Origin of the sequence: Reyranella humidisoli (assembly GCF_019039055.1) — a bacterium.
Taxonomy (GTDB): domain Bacteria; phylum Pseudomonadota; class Alphaproteobacteria; order Reyranellales; family Reyranellaceae; genus Reyranella; species Reyranella humidisoli.
Map to the genome: position 1 here is coordinate 186,640 of NZ_JAHOPB010000001.1, position 18,108 is coordinate 204,747.

15 protein-coding genes are annotated in these 18,108 nt (G+C 67.7%); 9 read left to right on the forward strand and 6 right to left on the reverse strand.

The window, feature by feature from the left end:
• Position 1: 1 nt before the first annotated feature.
• Together feoB and KQ910_RS00965 are read right to left on the reverse strand one after the other, a co-directional pair.
• Positions 2–1,882 carry a ferrous iron transport protein B gene (gene feoB, locus KQ910_RS00960; protein WP_216956137.1) on the reverse strand — a complete coding sequence of 627 codons (1,881 nt, stop codon included), beginning with the start codon at positions 1,880–1,882 and terminating at the stop codon, positions 2–4.
• Between the two features lie 2 nt (positions 1,883–1,884).
• Positions 1,885–2,157 (reverse strand): FeoA family protein, encoded by a 273-nt coding sequence (locus tag KQ910_RS00965; protein ID WP_216956140.1) that lies wholly within the window; start codon positions 2,155–2,157, stop codon positions 1,885–1,887.
• A gap of 56 nt (positions 2,158–2,213) precedes the next feature.
• Between KQ910_RS00965 and KQ910_RS00970 the strand changes: the two genes are divergently transcribed.
• Genes KQ910_RS00970 through KQ910_RS00985 form a run of 4 tightly spaced genes read left to right on the forward strand, consistent with a single transcriptional unit; the run spans position 2,214 to position 5,419 of the window.
• A complete protein-coding gene (locus KQ910_RS00970; protein ID WP_216956143.1) occupies positions 2,214–2,930 on the forward strand; it encodes an alpha/beta hydrolase in 717 nt (238 codons plus the stop codon).
• Positions 2,927–4,303: a CoA transferase gene (locus KQ910_RS00975; protein WP_216956145.1), complete on the forward strand. Its 1,377-nt coding sequence runs from the start codon at positions 2,927–2,929 to the stop codon at positions 4,301–4,303. The genes KQ910_RS00970 and KQ910_RS00975 overlap by 4 nt, the downstream gene beginning before the upstream one ends.
• Positions 4,304–4,307: 4 nt before the next feature.
• The gene (locus tag KQ910_RS00980; protein ID WP_216956147.1) at positions 4,308–4,922 is read left to right on the forward strand and encodes a pyridoxamine 5'-phosphate oxidase family protein; all 615 of its coding nucleotides are present in this window, start codon (positions 4,308–4,310) and stop codon (positions 4,920–4,922) included.
• Complete coding sequence (locus tag KQ910_RS00985; protein WP_216956149.1) at positions 4,889–5,419, forward strand: GNAT family N-acetyltransferase; 531 nt, start codon at positions 4,889–4,891, stop codon at positions 5,417–5,419. Before KQ910_RS00980 ends, KQ910_RS00985 begins: the two co-directional genes overlap by 34 nt.
• Positions 5,420–5,428: 9 nt before the next feature.
• On the opposite strand, the gene KQ910_RS00990 is transcribed toward KQ910_RS00985, so the two are convergent.
• Genes KQ910_RS00990 through otsB form a run of 3 tightly spaced genes read right to left on the reverse strand, consistent with a single transcriptional unit; the run spans position 5,429 to position 9,350 of the window.
• Positions 5,429–6,811 (reverse strand): alpha,alpha-trehalose-phosphate synthase (UDP-forming), encoded by a 1,383-nt coding sequence (locus tag KQ910_RS00990; protein ID WP_216956152.1) that lies wholly within the window; start codon positions 6,809–6,811, stop codon positions 5,429–5,431.
• Positions 6,796–8,595, reverse strand: coding sequence for a glycoside hydrolase family 15 protein (locus KQ910_RS00995; RefSeq protein WP_216956155.1), 1,800 nt, complete (start codon positions 8,593–8,595; stop codon positions 6,796–6,798). Before KQ910_RS00995 ends, KQ910_RS00990 begins: the two co-directional genes overlap by 16 nt.
• Complete coding sequence (gene otsB, locus KQ910_RS01000) at positions 8,592–9,350, reverse strand: trehalose-phosphatase (RefSeq protein WP_216956158.1); 759 nt, start codon at positions 9,348–9,350, stop codon at positions 8,592–8,594. The genes KQ910_RS00995 and otsB overlap by 4 nt, the downstream gene beginning before the upstream one ends.
• A 235-nt stretch (positions 9,351–9,585) precedes the next feature.
• Between otsB and KQ910_RS01005 the strand changes: the two genes are divergently transcribed.
• The 5 genes from KQ910_RS01005 to KQ910_RS01025 all read left to right on the forward strand — a co-directional run bounded on the left by KQ910_RS01005 (position 9,586) and on the right by KQ910_RS01025 (position 15,753).
• Positions 9,586–9,774, forward strand: coding sequence for a CsbD family protein (locus tag KQ910_RS01005; protein WP_216956160.1), 189 nt, complete (start codon positions 9,586–9,588; stop codon positions 9,772–9,774).
• A gap of 116 nt (positions 9,775–9,890) precedes the next feature.
• A complete protein-coding gene (locus tag KQ910_RS01010; RefSeq protein ID WP_216956163.1) occupies positions 9,891–11,039 on the forward strand; it encodes an aminotransferase class V-fold PLP-dependent enzyme in 1,149 nt (382 codons plus the stop codon).
• A gap of 24 nt (positions 11,040–11,063) precedes the next feature.
• Positions 11,064–12,029, forward strand: coding sequence for a Bug family tripartite tricarboxylate transporter substrate binding protein (locus KQ910_RS01015; RefSeq protein WP_216956166.1), 966 nt, complete (start codon positions 11,064–11,066; stop codon positions 12,027–12,029).
• Positions 12,030–12,031: 2 nt separating this feature from the next.
• Entirely contained in the window at positions 12,032–14,098 is a 2,067-nt protein-coding gene (locus KQ910_RS01020; protein WP_216956169.1) for a hydantoinase/oxoprolinase family protein, read from the forward strand.
• Positions 14,095–15,753 carry a hydantoinase B/oxoprolinase family protein gene (locus KQ910_RS01025; protein ID WP_216956172.1) on the forward strand — a complete coding sequence of 553 codons (1,659 nt, stop codon included), beginning with the start codon at positions 14,095–14,097 and terminating at the stop codon, positions 15,751–15,753. Before KQ910_RS01020 ends, KQ910_RS01025 begins: the two co-directional genes overlap by 4 nt.
• A gap of 250 nt (positions 15,754–16,003) precedes the next feature.
• Here the strand turns inward: KQ910_RS01025 and KQ910_RS01030 are convergent, their stop codons facing one another.
• The gene (locus KQ910_RS01030; RefSeq protein ID WP_216956175.1) at positions 16,004–17,869 is read right to left on the reverse strand and encodes a dihydroxy-acid dehydratase domain-containing protein; all 1,866 of its coding nucleotides are present in this window, start codon (positions 17,867–17,869) and stop codon (positions 16,004–16,006) included.
• Positions 17,870–18,108: the final 239 nt, after the last annotated feature.

Consider the following 18,108-nt stretch of genomic DNA (forward strand, 5'->3'; position numbering starts at 1 on the left):
GCTACCCTCCGCCGAACGCCACCGCGATCCGGTACGTGAGGAAGGCCGCCACGTACGCCAGCGCCAGCATGTAAAAGAACGTCACCCACAGCCAACGCCAGCCACCGGTCTCACGGCGGATCACGGCGAGCGTCGACGCGCACTGCGGCGCGAACACGTACCAGGCGAGGAAGGCCAGCGCCGTGGCGAGGCTCCACTGGGAACTCAGTGCCTGGGCGATCTTGTCGGTGGCCTCCTCGCCGCCGCTGATCGCGTAGATCGTGCCCAGCGAGCCGACCGCGACCTCGCGCGCCGCCATGCCGGGGATCAGCGCGACGTTGATCTGCCAGTTGAAGCCGAGCGGCTCGGTCAGCGGCTGAATGGCGGTGCCGATCCGGGCGGCCAGGCTGTAGTTGATCGCCGGCTCCGTCGCGCCCTCGGGCGGCTGCGGGAACGAGGCCAGCGCCCAGATCAGGATCATCATCGACAGGATGATGGTGCCCGCGCGCTTGAGGAAGATGGTGGCGCGCGTCCACAGGCCGATGGCCAGGCTCTTCAGCTGCGGCAGCTTGTAGTCGGGCAGCTCGAGCATGAACGGCTCGCCCGGCTGGCCGCGCCAGATCAGCCGCTTGACCACGAACGACACGGCAAGCGCGCTGGCGATGCCGAGCGTGTAGAGGCCGAACATCACCAGCCCCTGCAGGCCGACGAAGCCCCAGACATCGCGGTCCGGGATGAACGCACCGATGATCAGCGTGTAGACCGGGATGCGCGCCGAGCAGGTCATCAGAGGCGCCACCAGGATGGTGGTCAGCCGGTCGCGCCGGTCGTCGATCACGCGGGTCGACATGATGCCCGGGATGGCGCAGGCGAAGGACGACAGCAGCGGGATGAAGGCGCGTCCATGCAGGCCGGCGCCGCCCATGATGCGATCCATCAGGAACGCCGCGCGCGCCATGTATCCAAGATCCTCCAGCAGGAGGATGAAGAAGAACAGGATCACGATCTGCGGCAGAAACACGATCACGCTGCCGACGCCACCGATCAGCCCGTCCTTGAGGAAGCTCTTCAGCAGATCGGGCAGCGGCAGCCGCTCGACGAGGGCAGCCAGAAAATGGAAGCCCGCCTCGATCGCATCCATGCCCGGCTGTGCCCAGGCGAAGACTGCCTGGAACATCACGAACAGGATGCCGAGCAGGATGAGCAGGCCCCCGACCGGGTGCAGCAGCACGGCATCGGCGCGGGTCGTGAGACTGTCAGGCCGGCCCTGGCCCGTCACCACCGCTGCCAGGATGCGGTCGGCCTCGCGCTGGGCGCTGCGCAGCGCGGCCGCGTCGGGCACGGTCCACAGGGTCCGGCTGGCGCCTTCCGCGGCGACGAGGCGACGATCGACCTCCGCCAGCAAGGCATCGGTGCCGCCACGGCGCACGGCGACCGACGTCACCACCGGCAGGCCCAGTTCCTTGCCGAGCTTCTCGGTGTCGATCTCGATGCCACGCTTGCGCGCGATGTCCATCATGTTGAGCGACAGCATGACGGGGCGCCCGACCTGCTTCAGCTCGAGCACGAGCCGCAGCGCCAGACGCAGGTTGGAGGCATCGGCGACGCACACGATCAGGTCGGGAATCACGTCGTTCTGGATGCGGCCGAGCACGACGTCGCGCGTCACCTCCTCGTCGGGCGAGCGGGCGCGCAGCGAATAGGTGCCGGGCAGGTCGACGATGCGCACCGCGCGGCCGGCCGGAGTGGTCAGCGGCCCGACCTTCTTCTCGACGGTGACGCCGGGATAGTTGGCGACCTTCTGCCGGCTGCCGGTCAGCGCATTGAACAGCGCCGTCTTGCCGCAATTGGGATTGCCGACCAGCGCGACGACAGGCAGCGCGGCAGAGGAAGAGGCGCTCACGGTCAGGCTCCGACCTCGACGAGAATGGCCATCGCCTCGCGGCGACGCAGGCCGATCGTGGTGTTGGCGACGCGCACGGCGATGGGATCGCGGCCGAACAGCCCCTGGTGCAGCACCTCGACATCGGCGCCTTCGACGAAGCCCAGCTCGATCAGGCGGCGTTCGAGTTCCGGCGCCGGCATGCCTGCGGCGACGCGTCCCGCCGCGATGGCATGTATGCGGCCACGGAAGCCCACGCGGGCGGCGCCAAGTGCTATGGTTGATTGGCTGCTCATTGAGAGTAATTCGTAGTAGCACTGAAAATGTTGGTTCGCCAGCGGGAGGTAGGGGCATGGCAAATATCGTTCTGGCGCATGGCGCATGGTCGGCCGCCTGGGCCTGGAAGAAAATGCGACCTTTGCTGCAGGAGGCCGGTCACCAGTTTTTCGCCCCGACCTATACCGGCCTGGGCGCCCGGGCCCATCTCGCCTCCCCCAGCGTCGATCTCTCGACCCATATCGAGGACATCGTGGCGGAGATCGAGTTCGAGGACCTGAACGACGTGGTCCTGTTCGGCCATTCCTACGGCGGCATGGTGGCTACGGGTGTCGCCGACCGAATCAGCAGCCGTCTCGCACGCATCGTGTACATCGACGCCTTCGCGCCGCGCGACGGCCAGAGCCTGTTCGACCTCGTCGGCCCCAAGGCCGAAGGCAACATGCGCAAGGGCGCAGAGAAGGACGGCGACGGCTGGAAGCTACCCGTCAACCCCATGCCGCCGGATACGTCGCCGGAGGATGTGGCGTGGGCCAGCCCTCGCCGCCGGCCGCAGCCGATCAAGACTTTCGAACAGCGCATCAAGCTCGAATCCAAGGAGCCGCTGCCGCCGCGCGACTACATCTATGCGACGCGCAACGGCCCCGGCGACCCGTTCCGCCAGTTCGCCGACCGTGCCCGCAGCGAGGCCGGCTGGACCTGTCATGAGCTCGACACCAGCCACAATCCGCACATCACCTGCCCGAACGAGTTCATGGCGCTGCTGACCAGGATCATGGCGGGCGGGAAGTGAACACCGACCTCGCCCATTCGATCCTGGGCCAGCTCGGCCGCGCCAAACGGGCGGACGACCGGCTCACGATCACCGGCGACGGCGATCCGGTCTTCCAGACGCCTTGGCGTGTCGGTACGGCCGGTGCCGCGGCGCTGGGCGCCGTGGGCCTCGCCGTCTCCGACCTGTGGCGGCTGAAGACCGGCAAGCCGCAGTCGGTCGCGGTCGATCTCAACGCAGCGACCGCATCGCTGCGTTCCAACACCTATGTGCTGCGCAACGGCGAGCGGCCGGTCTCGTGGGATCCGCTGTCCGGCCACTATCCGACGCGCGACGGGCGGCACATGTTCATCCACACCAACCACCCGCACCATCGAGCGGGTGCGTTGCGCATCGCCGGCGCCGAGGGGGACACGCGCGAGGCGCTCGCGGCCGCTGTCGCCAAGTGGGACGGACTCGCGATCGAGCAGGCGATTGCCGATGGCGGCTGCGTCGGCGGCCTGACGCGCAGCCGCGAGGAATGGAACGCCCATCCGCACGGCGTCGCCATCGCCAAGCTGCCACTGATTGACATCGTGAAGATCGGAGACTCGCCGGCCGAGCCGCTGCCCAAGGGCGACCGGCCGTTGTCGGGCATTCGCGCCTTCGATCTCACGCGCGTGCTGGCCGGCCCCACGAGCGGCCGCGTGCTGGCGGAGAATGGCGCCGACGTACTGCACGTCGCAGCGCCGCACCTGCCCTATCAGGCCGAACTGCTGATGGACACCGGTCACGGCAAGCGCTGTGCCTGGATCGACCTGCGCGAGCCCGCCGGCGTCGAGACGATGAAGACGCTGCTCAAAGACGCGGACATCTTCACCCAGGGCTATCGCCCCGGCACGCTGGCCGCGCGCGGCTTCTCGCCCGAGCAGGTCGCGGCGCTGCGGCCCGGCATCGTCTGCGTCAGCCTCTGCGCCTATGGCCACGAAGGCCCGTGGTCATCACGGCGCGGCTTCGACTCGATCGTCCAGAACGTGACCGGCCTCGCCGCGACGCAGGCCTCGCTCGCCAAGCCACGCAACCTGCCGGTCCAGGCCCTCGACTACATCGCGGGCTACCTCGGCGCGCTGGGCGCGCTGGTGGCGCTGGCCCGCCGGGTCGAACAGGGCGGCTCCTGGCAGGTCCGCGTGTCGCTGGTCCAGGTCGCGCACTGGCTGGCGAACCTCGGCACGGTCGACGCCACGAAAGGCGCCGCCGAGCTTTCCGACGAGCTGCTCCTGCCCCTCCTCACCGAAAGCGTCGGCCCGCTCGGCCGGCTGCGACACCTGAAGCCGGTGGTGCAGCTCGGCGAGACACCGGCCTTTTATGCCAAACCCGCCGAACCGCTCGGCACGTCTCCCGCGCAGTGGGCGTAGCAGCATGTCGGACATCCTGAAGACGGAAGCCGAGCTCGAGGCGATCTACGGGCGGCCTCTCGAGGCCGCTACCGTAAAGGAGGTGAACTGGATCACCCCGCATTATCGCGCCTACATCGAGGCCTCGCCCTATGCCGCCCTCGCAACGTCCGGCCCCGAGGGGCTCGACTGCTCGCCGCGCGGCGACCGGCCGGGCTTCGTGCGGGTGCATGACGAGAAGACGCTGATGCTGCCCGATCGGCGCGGCAACAACCGGATCGATTCGCTACGCAACATCGTGCGCGACCCGCGCGTCGCCCTGCTGTTCATGATCCCCGGCGTCGGCAACACGCTGCGCGTCAACGGCCGCGCCCATCTCAGCGTCGCACCGGACCTGCTGGCGTCGTTCGCCGTCGAGGAAAGGGCGCCACGGTCGGTCACCGTGATCGAGGTCGACGCGATCTATTTCCAGTGCGCGCGGGCGCTGGTCCGCTCCGAGCTCTGGAATCCGGCGCGGCATGTCGATCCGAAGTCGCTGCCGAGCGCCGGCCAGATCCTGGCCGCGCTGAGCGGTGAGCGGGTGGGCGGCGAAACCTACGATCGCGAATGGCCGGGCCGGGCAGCGGCCACGATGTGGTGATCCGCGAGCGCGAACCGGCGGACGATCCCGCGATCCGCGCCCTGAACGACCTGGCCTTCGGCGGGACGTTCGAGGGCGGACTGGTCGAGGAATTACGCGAGGCCTTCATCGATGCCGTCGAACTGGTGGCGATCGACGACGGCATGATCGTCGGCCACATCCTGTTCAGCGCGCTGACGGTGATGGTCGATGACGATGCCGTGCCGACCCTGTCGCTGGCGCCGATGAGCGTTCACCCGGCGCGCCAGCGCTCGGGCATCGGCAGCGCGCTGGTGGAAACCGGACTGGAGCTGGCGCGCCACCGCGAGTGGCAGGCCGTCGTGGTGCTCGGCCATCCTGAATTCTATCCGCGCTTCGGCTTCTCGGCGGAACTGGCGAGCGGCCTCGATGCACCGTTCGAAGGCGAGTCCTTCATGGCGCTGGAGCTGGTGCCCGGCGCACTCGACGGCGACGACGGCCTGATCGTCTATCCGGCGGCCTTCGGCCTGGTTTCCTGAGGCGCTTTCCTAGGCGGCGCGCGCGAAGGCCGGCGCCTCGAGAGCGTCGATGAAGCGCCGGCAATAGGCTTCCGCCGTCGTCCGCATCACTTTTTCCTTCAATACCCCATGCCGCTCCCGACGCTCCGACAGCGGCATGGTCAGGGCCACATGCATGGCGTCGGCGATGGCGTCGGGATCGAACGGATTGACGATCAGCGCTTCCGTCAGGTCCTGCGCCGCACCGGCGAACTGCGACAGGACCAGCACGCCGGGATCCTCGTCCGACTGCGCGGCGACGAACTCCTTAGCGACGAGGTTCATGCCGTCGCGCAGCGGCGTGACCACGCCGATCCGGCCGAGGCGGTAAAGGCCCGCCAGGGTCGAGCGCGGCGCGCCCCGCGTCGAGTAACGCAGCGGCGTCCAGTCGAACTCCGAGAACCGGCCATTGATGCGGCCTGCCAGCCGGTCCAGCTCGGTGCGCAGCTTGCGATACTCGTCCACCTCCTCGCGCGAGCGCGGACAGATCTGCAGGAAGTGGATCTTGCGCTTGTGCTCGGGGTGCTTCTCGATCAGCCGGCCGAACGCCTCGAAGCGGTGCGGAAGTCCCTTGGAATAATCCAGGCGATCGACGCCGATGGCGAGAAAGCGGTTCGACAGGCTCTCGGCAACCCGAAGCACTTCCTTGTCACCCTCCGCCCTTTCGGCGTCCTGTGCGAACGCCTGCGCATCGATGCCGATCGGGTCGGCGAAGGCCCGCACCCGGCGACCGGCAAGCCGGATCCACTCGCCGTCCACCGTGGCACCCAGCATCCGCTGCGCGCAGTCGCGGAAGTCGCGGGCATGCTCCTCGGTCTGGAAGCCCACGAGGTCGTAAGCGCAGAGATCGGCCACCAGTTCGCGCGCCACCGGCATCGCCTCGATCATTGACGGCGGCACGAAGGGGACGTGCAGGAAAAAGCCCAGGCGTCCGGCGAACCCCTGCTTGCGCAGCAGGCGGGCGAAGGGAATGAGATGATAGTCGTGCGCCCAGACGGTGTCGTCGCCCTGCAGCAGCGGCATCAGCGACGTGGCAAAGGACTGGTTGACCGAGAGATAGCCCTGGTAGTCCTCGCGGCGGAAATGCATGAGCCCGAGACGGAAGTGCAGCAGCGGCCACAGCGCGCCATTGGCGAAGCCGACATAGAAGCCGCGATAGGCGTCCGGCGTCAGGTCCACGGTCGCATAGGTCACGCCGCGCGCCGCGACGATGGCTGGCTGCGGCGAGGGATCCGCCGTCAGCCGCCCGCTCCAGCCGAACCACAGCGCACCGGGTGTCAGCAGGTCCTTCAGGGCGACCGCGAGGCCACCAGCCGCCGTGCCGCGCGCCTTTGGCACGGGCACCCGATTGGAGACGATCACGAGGCGTGCCACAAACCCTCCTCCCAGCTGCGCGACAGACGCATCGCCGACAGGATCAGGCCGACCTGGCTGTAGGTCTGGGGGAAGTTGCCCCACAGTTCGCCGGTGCGTGGATCGAGGTCCTCCGACAGCAGCCCGACGTGATTGCGCCGCGACAACACGTTGTTGAACAGTTCGAGCGCTTCCTCGCGGCGGCCGACGCTGGCCAGCGCGTCGATGTACCAGAAGGTGCAGAGCAGGAACGCGTTGGACGGCGCGCCGAAATCGTCGGCCTCGACGTAGCGCATCAGGAAGCCGTTCTTCACGAGGCGCTTCGAGACCATGTCGAGGGTGGCGTGAAAGCGCGGATCGTCGGACCGCAGCAGGCCGATCTCGGGAAGGACGAGGCTCGACGCGTCGGCCATGTCGCGATCCAGCACGCCCGACAGCCAGCCTTCCGACGTGGTGCCGCGCTGCAGGATCTCCTGCCGCAGCACGCCGGCCTTGGCGAGCCACTCCCGCGACTCGGCGTCGAAGCCGACCCGGCGCGCAATCAGGCCGAGCCGGTGCTGCGCGGCCCAGCACATCGCCGCCGAAAACGTATGCACCTCTTCCCGCTCGCGATACTCCCAAAGTCCGGCATCGGGCGTGAGCGCCGCGCGGTGCGCCTCGTTTCCCACGACGCAGAGCTGACGATAAAGCTCGACGTCGCCCTGCCGGGGCAGGCGTTCGTCCCAGAACATCTGCGCGGCCGTCAGCACCATGGAGCCATAGACGTCGTTCTGCCGCTGGCCCACCGCCGCGTTGCCGATACGCACGGGCCCATAGCCACGATAGCCGGGCAGCGAGTCGATCAGGCGCTCGACCGTGTCGGTTCCCGGCGCGATCGGGAACAGCGGCGCCACGTTGTGGATTTCGCCGCGGCTGCTGCCGGTTTCGACGACATCCACGATAAAGCGCACGTAGCTTTCCATCGTGCGCGTCGCCGAAAGCCGATTGAGCGCCGTGACGGTGAAGAACGCGTCACGCAGCCAGGTAAATCGGTAGTCCCAGTTGCGCACGGTGCCGGCCGCCTCAGGCACGGACGTCGTCAGCGCCGCCAGCACGGCGCCGGTATCCTCGTAGCTGCAAAGCTTCAGGGTGATCGCCGCCCGGATCACCGCAACCTGCCAGTCGAATGGAATGTTGAGATCGCGGACCCAGCCCTGCCAGTAGACCTCGGTTTCGCTCAGGAACGAGCGCGAGAGCTGGTCGACATTGTCGGTGATGCTCTCGTCGGCGCCGACGATGAGGGTCAGCGGCCGGTCGAGGGAAAACTCCGTTTCGTGCATCACGTAATTCAGCGACGCATCGGTCGTGAGGCGGAGCACGGAAGCATCGCCATAGTAGCGAATGTGATTGCTGCCGACTGTAACCCGGGACTTGTGGGCGCCATAGCCGAAGGTTGGACGCATGCGCAGCGTGATGCGCGGGCGTCCCGCGACCGGCTCGAGACGCCGCACCAGCATGGGCGGGCGGAACATGCGCCCGAAGCGACGAAAGCGCGGCGCGAAATCCCAGATGCGCGCGGTGCCGCCGGCGCCATCGATGGTGGTTTCCAGGATCGCGGTGTTCGGCACGTAACGCTGCCGGCTCTCCTTCATGCCGTCGACGACGACGTCCATGAAGCCGGTCTGCGGATCCTTGCCGCCCAGCAGCGCATTGAACACCGGATCGCCATCGAGCCGGCCGAGGCCGTGCCAGACATGGCGGCCGTTACGGTCGATCAGGCTGGCGATGGAGCAGTTGCCGACGACTCCGAGATCGAGACTGCTCATGCCGACGCTCCCGCCGCGACCGTTTGCGTCGCAGGCGCGCCGGTCAAACGCTCTGCATTGCGCGACAACCAGGCCCGCACCTGGGCAGGATCACCGTCGAAGACCTCCTGCACGCGCAGTCCTTCGCCGCCATGGCGGCGCGCCGCGCTCATGCCCGCCTCGTCGGTGAAATCGTCCCCGACGAAGATGGGGCGGCGGCCCTTGAAGGCGCCGTCCTTCATGAATCTCTCGACCGCATGTCCCTTCGAGGTGGATCGAGGGCCGATCTCGACGGCTTCCCGCGCGGGGATCAGCCGGAACCAGGGATGATCGTCCGGCACCAGTGCTCGCACGACGCGCCAGACATCGTCATGGCGCTCGGGCGCCAGACGATAGTGAATGGCGCATCCATGCGGCTTGGGCTCGATCAGCACGCCGGGCCAGCGTTCGGTGGCGGCGACGAGCGAATCGCGCCAAGCCTGCGTGACGGCCAGGCCCGCAGGCATCTCCTCCACCGTCCCGTCGCTGAAGCGCAGCGTCACCCCATGCTCTCCCGCCGCCGCGGATGTGAACGGCTGCAAGAGCTGATCGATCGTCTTGAGCGAGCGACCGCTCACGATCGCAAGTGCGCCGCCCAGCAGCGCATGAAGATGGGCCAGAAGCCCGGGCAATGACGGCGGAACGACGACCAGCTCCGGCGTCGCCGCGATTTCCAGCAGCGTGCCGTCGAGATCGAGGAAGAGTGCGGAACCGTAGTCGAAATCCGTTGCTGACATATCCTCCCCTCGCGCCATGGGTGCCTAGGGCGCGAAGAGGCCGTCGACCGCTACACGCCGCGTTCGGGGGCCACCGAGATCGAGCGACCGCGCCTAGCGCGCAATTGTTTAACGCCAGGAAAAGCGAGCGGTTCCCAACGACGAAAATGGGAACGGTGAGGCGGCAAGAATTCTCGGAACGGACGCGGCGACCCCGCGTTGAAGCGGCACCAAACAGATCGAAGAGGAGACTGTCATGAGTAGCACCACCGACAAGGCCAAGGGTCTCGCCAACGAGGCAATCGGCAACGTGAAGCAGGGCATCGGCAAGGTCGTCGACAGCGACAAGATGAGGGTCGAAGGCGTGATTCAGGAGCGCAAGGGCGAAGCGCAGCAGGCCGTCGGCAAGGCCAAGGACGCGGTGAAGAAGGCGATCGACGGCTAACGCCGCGCGCAATCAGCACGCATCGAAAAGGAAAGGGCGCCCGTCGCGAGACGGGCGTCCTTTTTCTTTGCCCGGCAATCGCCTAGGCTCGCCGCCAGTCCAAACTGGCGGTCCCCATGCTCAGCTCCCAGCGTCATCTGTTCGACATTCCGCGCGACGTGTGTTTTCTGAATGCCGCCGCCTGGAGCCCCCTGCCTCTCGCGGTCCAGGAAGCAGGGCGCGTTGGCGTGGGTCGCAAGGGACAGCCTTGGAAACTCGATACCGACTTCATGTCCGGCCAGTACGAGCGGGCGCGCAAGGCGGCCGCGGCGCTGATCGGCGCCGATCCCGTCGACGTCGCATTGATCCCCTCGGTCGGCTACGGCGTCTCGACCGCCGGCAAGGTGATGAGCCTTCCGCGCGGCAGTCGCGTGCTCGTACTGCAGGACGACCATACCTCACCGGTGCTCGAATGGATGAGCCGCGCCGAACAGGGCGGCTACACGGTCGAACAGGTGAAGCAGCCACCTGACGGCGACTGGACGGCGGCGGTACTGGACGCGATCGAGCGCAAGGGCGCCGCGCCCCTCTCCCTCGTCTCGATCTCTTCCGTTCACTGGTCCGACGGCGGCGCGCTCGACCTGTCGCGTATCGCCGAGGCGGCTCGGCGCCACGGCGCGGCCTTCCTCGTCGATGCCACGCACGATGCCGGCGTCCGGCGCATCGACGTGAAGGCGCTCGACCCCGATTTCCTGATCTTCCCGACCTACAAGTGGGTGCTGGGGCCCTATGGACGCGCTTTCATGTACGTCGCCAAGCGCAACCAGAACGGCGTGCCGCTGGAACAGACCGCGCCGGCGCGCAAGGGCGTGGCCGCCGAGCAGAAGGTCTATTTCCGCGACCTCTCCTATGCCGACGGTGCGCGCCGGTACGACATGGGCGAGCGCGACCACTTCATCACGCTCGAGATGGCCGCGGTGGGCATGGAGATGATGGCGGGCTGGGGCAACGACGCGATCGTGGCGCGGCTCGGCATGCTGACCGACCGGCTGGCCGACGGCCTCGCCAATTCGGGCGTCCGCGTCCTCGACCGCAAGCTGCGCGCGCCGCATCTCATCTGCCTGCAGTTCCCCAAGGGCATGTCCGACGAGTTGCCAAAGAAGCTCGCGGCGGAGAATGTGTATGCGGCCCCGCGCCTGGGCCGGCTGCGCATCAGCCCGCACGTCTACAACGACGAGCAGGACGTCGATCGCTTCGTCGAGGTTTTCAAGAAGGTGGCGCTGTAACAGCGCGCCGAAAGAGAGGGTCCGTTGCGTAACACTCGTCGCCAGTTTCTGGTCGCGGCACTCGCGTCGCCGTTCGTCGCCCGTGCCGCCTCGGCGCAGGGCAAGTATCCCGAGCGGCCGGTCAAGATCATCGTGCCCTTCCCGCCCGGCGGCGGCGTCGATCTGACGGCACGGCTCATGATGGAGCCGCTGTCGAAGGAACTCGGCCAGACCATCGTCATCGAGAACAAGGGCGGCGCCGGCGGCATCATCGGCGTCGAGGCGATGTCGCACGCGCCGCCGGACGGCTACACGCTGTCGCTCACTGGTGCCGGCACGCTGACGGCCGGTCCCCATCTGCGCGCCAAGATGCCGTACGACCCGACGGCGCTGACGCAGATCACGCGGCTGGTCCGCATGCCCTTCATCGTGGCGGTGCGCAACGACCTGCCGGCCAAGACGCTGCCGGAATTCATGGAGCTGGCGAAGAAGCAGGAGCTGCGCTGGGCATCCGGCGGCATCGGCACCAGCCAGCATCTCGCCGGCGAGCTGTTCACCCAGATGTCCGGCCTCAAGATGATCCACGTGCCCTATCGCGGCACCGGACCGGCGCTCAACGATCTCGCCGCCGGCATCGTCGATGCCTATTTCGGCGACCCTGCAACGCTCGGCCTGATCCGCGGCGGCAAGGCGCGCGCCATGGCCGTCACCTCGCCCGAGCGCTGGCCCGTCCTGCCCGACACGCCGGCAGTCGCCGAGGTCGTGAAGGGATACGAGGCGGAGAACTGGTATGGGCTGGCCGCGCCTCCGGGCACGCCGAAGCCGATCGTCGACCGGCTCAACGAGGCCATCGCCAAGGTGATGGCACAGCCCGACGTGAGGAAGAAGTACGACGAGAACGGCCTCACCCCGGCCCTTCTCTCCCCGGCCGATTACGTGGCCTTCCTGAAGCGCGATTCCGTCACCTGGGGCGACGTGGTGCGCAAGGGCAACATCAAGATCGACGAGTAACAATGTCATCCCGTCTGGCTGTCGATATCGGCGGCACGTTCACCGATGTCGTGCTGGAAACCGGCACGATCTCGCACTCCATCAAGATACTGACGACGCCCGACGCGCCGGAACGCGCGGTCCTGGAAGGCGTGCGCTCCATCCTGGCCGAGGCGAAATGCCGGCCGCAGGATGTGACGCTCGTCGTCCATGGCACGACGCTGGCCACCAACGCGCTGATCGAGCGCAAGGGCGCGCGCACGGCACTGGTTACGACCGAAGGCTTCCGCGATTCCGTCGAGATGGCGTGGGAGCACCGCTTCGAGCAGTACGACATCTACATGGAGCGGCCGCAGCCGCTGGTATCGCGCGACCTGCGCTTCGGTGTCCCTGAGCGCGTCGCCTCCGACGGCGCGGTGCTGCTGGCGCTCGACGAAGCGGCGGTGCATCGCGTCGCCGCGCAATTGAAAGCGGAGAAGATTGAGGCGGTCGCCGTCTGCTTCCTGCACAGCTTCACCAACGAGGCGCATGAGCGTCGCACCGGAGAAATCCTGGCCGAAGCGCTGCCGGGCGTGGCGATTTCGCTGTCCTGCGAGGTCTGTCCCGAGATCCGCGAGTACGAACGCACCTCGACCACCATCGCCAATGCCTACGTGCTGCCACGCATGGCGGGTTATCTCGGCCAACTCGAAGCCGACCTGAAGAAGGAAGGCATCGCCGGGCCGTTGCTACTGATGATGTCGTCCGGCGGCATCACCACGGTAGACACGGCGCGACGCTACCCGGTGCGTCTGGTCGAATCCGGCCCTGCCGGCGGCGCCATCCTCGCGCGCACGGTCGCGGCCGAAAACGACGCCCGCAAGGCCGTCGCCTTCGACATGGGCGGCACCACCGCCAAGCTCACCCTGCTGGACGATCTGGAGCTGCAGCGCTCCCGCCAGTTCGAGGTCGCCCGCGCCTATCGCTTCGTGCAGGGCTCCGGCCTGCCGGTGCGCATCCCCGTCATCGAACTGGTCGAGATCGGCGCCGGCGGCGGCTCGATCGCGCGCCTCGATGCGCTGGGCCGCATCCAGGTCGGTCCCGATTCGGCCGGCAGCGTGCCCGGCCCCGCGAGCTACGGTCGAGGCGGCACCGAGCCTACCGTCACCGATGCCGATACGGCGTTGGGACGCCTCGATCCCGCGCGCTTCGCGGGCGGTGCCATTCCGCTTCACCGCGACAAGGCCGAGGCCGCGCTGCAGGCGCTGGCCGGCCCGCTCAGGACCGATGCCCAGGGCGCGGCGGCCGGCGTTGCCGAAATCGTCGACGAGACCATGGCCAGTGCGGCCCGCGTGCATGCGGTCGAGAACGGCAAGGACACGGCCGACCGGGCGCTGATCGCGTTCGGCGGTGCGGCGCCGCTGCATGCGGCACGTCTCGCCCGCAAGCTCGGCATGAAGCAGGTCATCGTGCCGGTCGGTGCGGGCGTCGGCTCCGCCTTCGGCTTCCTGCGCGCTTCCATCGCCTACGAGGTCGTGCGCACGCGCCATCAGCGGCTCGATATGCTCGACGCAAAGATGCTGAACGAGCTGTTCGCCACCATGCGCGCAGAAGCGGAGGCCGTCGTGCGCCCGGCGGCGCCGGGCGAGACGCTGGTTGAATCCCGCCAGGCCTTCATGCGCTATCGGGGACAGGGCCACGAAATCGCAGTCCCCTTGCCCAACGAGCCATTCGCGTCCGATGCGGCAGGCGAACTGCGCCGCCGCTTCGAGGCGACCTACGAGCAGGTGTTCGGCCGGGCCATTCCCAAGCTCGAGGTCGAGGCGCTGACCTGGACGCTGTCGCTCGCCACCGACCGGCCACTGCCGGCGCCGGCGAAGGCCATCGCCACGTCTGCCGCGCCGCCCCCGTCGGGTCATCGCGAAGTGCTCGATCCCGCGAGCGGCGCCCGCGAGAAGACCGCTCTCCATGAGCGTGCGGCGCTGAAGCCCGGCATGACATTCGACGGGCCGGCCCTGATCGTCGAGGACGGCACGACGACCGTCGTGCCGAAGGGCTTCACCGCCCGCATCAATTCCGTGAGCCAGATCGTCCTGGAGGACCGCGCATGAGCACGCCAGCGGACATTCGCCTGCAAGTCATGTGGAACCGCCTGCTGTCGGTGGTCGAGGAGCAGGCCCGCGCCCTGGTGCGCACCGCCTTCTCGACCAGCGCGCGCGAGGCCGGCGACATCTCGGCCGGCGTGTTCGACCTCGAAGGTCGCATGCTGGCGCAGGCCGTCACCGGCACGCCGGGCCATGTGAACTCGATGGCGCGCAGCGTCATCCATTTCATCCGTGAATTCCCGGTCGAGACGATGAAGGAAGGTGATGCCTACATCACCAACGATCCGTGGAAGGGCACCGGCCACCTCTACGACATTGTCGTCACCTCGCCCGCCTTCCACGACGGCAAGCTGGTGGCGCTGTTCTCCTGCACCACGCACGTGGTCGACATCGGCGGTCTCGGCCAGTCGCCCGACGGGCGCCAGGTCTTCCATGAAGGCCTGTTCCTGCCGCTGCTGCCGCTGATGCGCGAGGGCGTGATCGACGAGAGCGTGATGCGCATCGTGCGCGCCAACGTGCGCGAGCCGGTGCAGGTCGAGGGCGACATCCACGCGCTGGTCGGCTGCAACGGCATCGGCGAGAAGCGGCTCTCCGACATGATGGCCGAGCACGGCATCGACTCGCTCGACGAGCTGGGCGCGCACATCATCGAGAAGAGCCGTGCCGGCATGATCGCGGCGATCTCGAAGCTGCCGCGCGGCACCTGGAAGGGCCATATGCGGATCGACGGCTACGACGCGCCGATCGACCTGCATGCCGCCGTCACCATCCACGCCGATCATATCGCGGTCGACTATGCCGGCACCTCGGGCTCGTCGATCTACGGCATCAATTCGCCGATGTGCTACACCGAGGCTTACACCGCCTTCGGCATCAAGTGCGTCGTGGCGCCGACCATCCCGAACAATGCCGGCACGCTCGACTCGATCCTCGTCACAGCGCCCGAGAACACCATCGTCAATGCGCTTTACCCTGCGGCGGTGAACGCGCGCAGCACGATCGGCCACATGCTGCCCGACGTCTGCTTCGATGCGCTGCATCAGGTGATCCCGGGCCAGGTCCCGGCCGAGGGCACATCAAACCTCTGGAACCTGAAGCTCGGTGCCGGACACGGCATGACGGGCACCATCGGCAACAGCCGACCCTTCATGGTGACGACCTTCCATTCCGGCGGCACCGGCGCGCGGCCGACGCTCGACGGACTGTCGGCGACACCGTTCCCCTCCGGCGTGCGCAACGTGCCGGTCGAGATCACCGAGACCATCGCACCCGTCGTCGTGTGGAAGAAGGAATACCGCCAGGATTCCGGCGGTGCCGGCCAGCAGCGCGGCGGGCTCGGCCAGGTGATGGAGGTCGAGCATCGCGAGGGCGCGCCTTTCGGCATCTTCGCCACCTTCGAGCGGGTCAAGTATCCGGCGCGCGGCCGCGACGGCGGCAAGCCCGGCGGCAACGGCCGCCTCTCGCTGGCCTCGGGACAGGAGCTGAAGGCCAAGGGTTTCCAGACCATCCCCGCCGGCGAACGTCTCGTGGTCGAGATGCCCGGCGGCGGTGGTTACGGCGATCCTGCGAAGCGCGACCCCGAAGCCGTCAAACGCGACATCAGGCTCGGCCTGGTCAGCCAGGAAGCCGCGAAGGCGGCATACGGCGTCGAGGGCGATTAGGGTTTCCGGGCGAAATCTAATCGCGTCAGATACCCTAACAACACCTCACCCTGAGGAGCGAACGCAGTGAGCGTCTCGAAGGGTGGGCACGAGCACCATGCCTGTTGCCCATCCTTCGAGACGGTCGCTTTGGCGACCTCCTCAGGATGAGGTGAGTTGCTTTGCCCGAGATGCAAAGCCGCTGGCGCCCATGAAAACGCCAGAGGTTTGATCCCCTGGCGTTCTTGATTCCAGCGAAGCTCGCCCGCCCTTAGAAAGACTTGTTGGCCTCCGGGCGGTGCTTGTTGCGCAACTTGAAGTCCTGCCGCTCCGCCTTGCGCGGCGCGCGCACCCAGACCTCGCGGTTGGGATGCAGACCGCCGCCGCGCGTCGCCGGAACCGCGCTGGTGCGGGCGCGATGGAGCAGGCGCGTATCGGCGGCGCCGCAATTGGGATGCAGGCCGCCATTGGCCGCGACGACCTTGTCCCATGCCGCCTTGCGCTTGGCGTAGGTGGCGGAGTCGGCAAGCTGGGTGCAGTTCAGCTCGTTGACATTGAGATCGGCCACGATTTCGTCGCCCTCCTCGACCAGCCCGATCGGGCCGCCGATCGCCGCTTCGGGACCGACATGGCCGATCACGAGGCCGACCGAACCGCCCGAGAAGCGCGCGTCGGTCATCAGGGCCACGACGATGTTGCGCTCGCGGCACAGCGTCGTGATGCGCGAGGTCGGGTCGAGCATTTCCGGCATGCCCGGGGCGCCGCTCGGTCCCTCGTAGCGCACGATGATCATGTCGTGGTTCTGGAACGTGTCCGGCGTCTCGTCGAGCGCCTTGAGCAGGCCCGCCTCGCCCTCGAACACGCGGGCGCGGCCACGGAAGAGATTGTCCTCGAGGCCGCCCTCGACGCCCGCGAGCTTCAGGATCGCGGAGAAATCCGGCGACAGGTTGCCGCCCAGCATGCGCAGTCCGCCGGTCGGCTTGTAGGGCTTCTCGACCGGATAGATCACGCGGCCGTCGGCCTTCTTGGCACCCAGCCGCTCGACCTGCTTGGCCAGCGTCTCGCCGGTGCAGGTCAGCACGTCGCCGTTCAGCAGGCCGGCGTCGAGCAGTTCGCGCACGATCACCTGCACGCCGCCGACTTCGTCGATGTCGACCATCGAATACTTCCCGTAGGGACGCGCGTCGGTCAGCACCGGCACGACATGCTGCGAGAGGTAGTTGAATTCCTCCGGCGTCATGACGTCCTTCCAGAAGTCGGCGAAACCGGCGGCACGGGCGATTTCCGGCGCGTGCAGCACCACGTTGGTCGAGCCGCCGATCGCCATCGAGACGATCACCGCGTTGCGGATCGAATCGCGCACGACGATGTCGCGCGGCTTCAGGTCGTTCTTGATCAGGTTTGCCAGCAGATCGACCAGCTCGGCCGCGAACTGGCCGGTGCGGCGCGGATCGTCGGACGGCGGCGCCACCATGTGCAGCGGCTGCATGCCGACCACGCCGATGAAGGTCTGCATGGTGTTGTAGGTGAACATGCCGCCGCAGCTGCCGTAGCCGGGGCAGGCGTGGCAGGCGATGTGGTGGCGGTACTCGGGATCCGGATGGCCGGCAACCTGGTAGGCGCTCACGATGTCGAGCGCCTCGCCGGTGTTCGGGTCCTTGCCGGGATGGATCGGGCCGTCCGACATGATGATCGACGGCAGATTGTGCTCCAGCAGCGCGGAGAGCGTGCCGACCGGGGGCTTGTCGCAGGCCACGACCGCGATCGTGCCGGCAAGGCCGGTGGCGCTCAGATGCTCGCACAGCGCGTCCTGCGTGACTTCGCGGCCGATCAGCGAGTAGCGCATCTCGCGCGTGCCGTTGCGGATGCCGTCCGACGTGGCGATCGTGTATTCGGGCTGGACCAGGCGCATCTTGAGCTGGTTGGCGCCCGTGCCGATGCGCGCCTTGAGCTCGGCGTGGATCGCTTCGACCTTGGACATGACGCCGAGATAGCACTGGCTGTCGCCTTTGGTGCCCACGACGCCGACCGACGGCTCGTGAATGAGATCCGGATCGGTCCCGAGCGCGCGCGCCACACCGATGGTCTGGGTGGAGCGGCCCGGATGGCGATCAATGGTCACAAAGGTCGGCTTCATCACAACCATCCCGTAGAGCTTGCTGACTTGACGTTGGCCCACCGACGCCGGTGGGCGGGTACGGCGGTAATATCACAGGCCTGCTTTGCCATTCCCACGAATTATTCGCGGGTGTGGCAGACATGAAGCCGCTCCCCGGAACACCCGTTCCGGAAAGGTGAGCCATTGTCTCTCGACCGCGCGGCGCCGGACGGGCATTCTCGCGCGAAATTCGGCGTCTGCTTTGCGCCAGAACAAAG

Coding starts and splice junctions, on each gene's coding strand:
- KQ910_RS00965 (WP_216956140.1), bottom strand. CDS start 2,157: ATGAGCAGCCAATCAACCATAGCACTTGGCGCCGCCCGCGTGGGCTTC.
- KQ910_RS00970 (WP_216956143.1), top strand. CDS start 2,214: ATGGCAAATATCGTTCTGGCGCATGGCGCATGGTCGGCCGCCTGGGCC.
- KQ910_RS00980 (WP_216956147.1), top strand. CDS start 4,308: ATGTCGGACATCCTGAAGACGGAAGCCGAGCTCGAGGCGATCTACGGG.
- KQ910_RS00985 (WP_216956149.1), top strand. CDS start 4,889: ATGGCCGGGCCGGGCAGCGGCCACGATGTGGTGATCCGCGAGCGCGAA.
- KQ910_RS00995 (WP_216956155.1), bottom strand. CDS start 8,595: ATGAGCAGTCTCGATCTCGGAGTCGTCGGCAACTGCTCCATCGCCAGC.
- otsB (WP_216956158.1), bottom strand. CDS start 9,350: ATGTCAGCAACGGATTTCGACTACGGTTCCGCACTCTTCCTCGATCTC.
- KQ910_RS01005 (WP_216956160.1), top strand. CDS start 9,586: ATGAGTAGCACCACCGACAAGGCCAAGGGTCTCGCCAACGAGGCAATC.
- KQ910_RS01010 (WP_216956163.1), top strand. CDS start 9,891: ATGCTCAGCTCCCAGCGTCATCTGTTCGACATTCCGCGCGACGTGTGT.
- KQ910_RS01020 (WP_216956169.1), top strand. CDS start 12,032: ATGTCATCCCGTCTGGCTGTCGATATCGGCGGCACGTTCACCGATGTC.
- KQ910_RS01025 (WP_216956172.1), top strand. CDS start 14,095: ATGAGCACGCCAGCGGACATTCGCCTGCAAGTCATGTGGAACCGCCTG.
- KQ910_RS01030 (WP_216956175.1), bottom strand. CDS start 17,869: ATGAAGCCGACCTTTGTGACCATTGATCGCCATCCGGGCCGCTCCACC.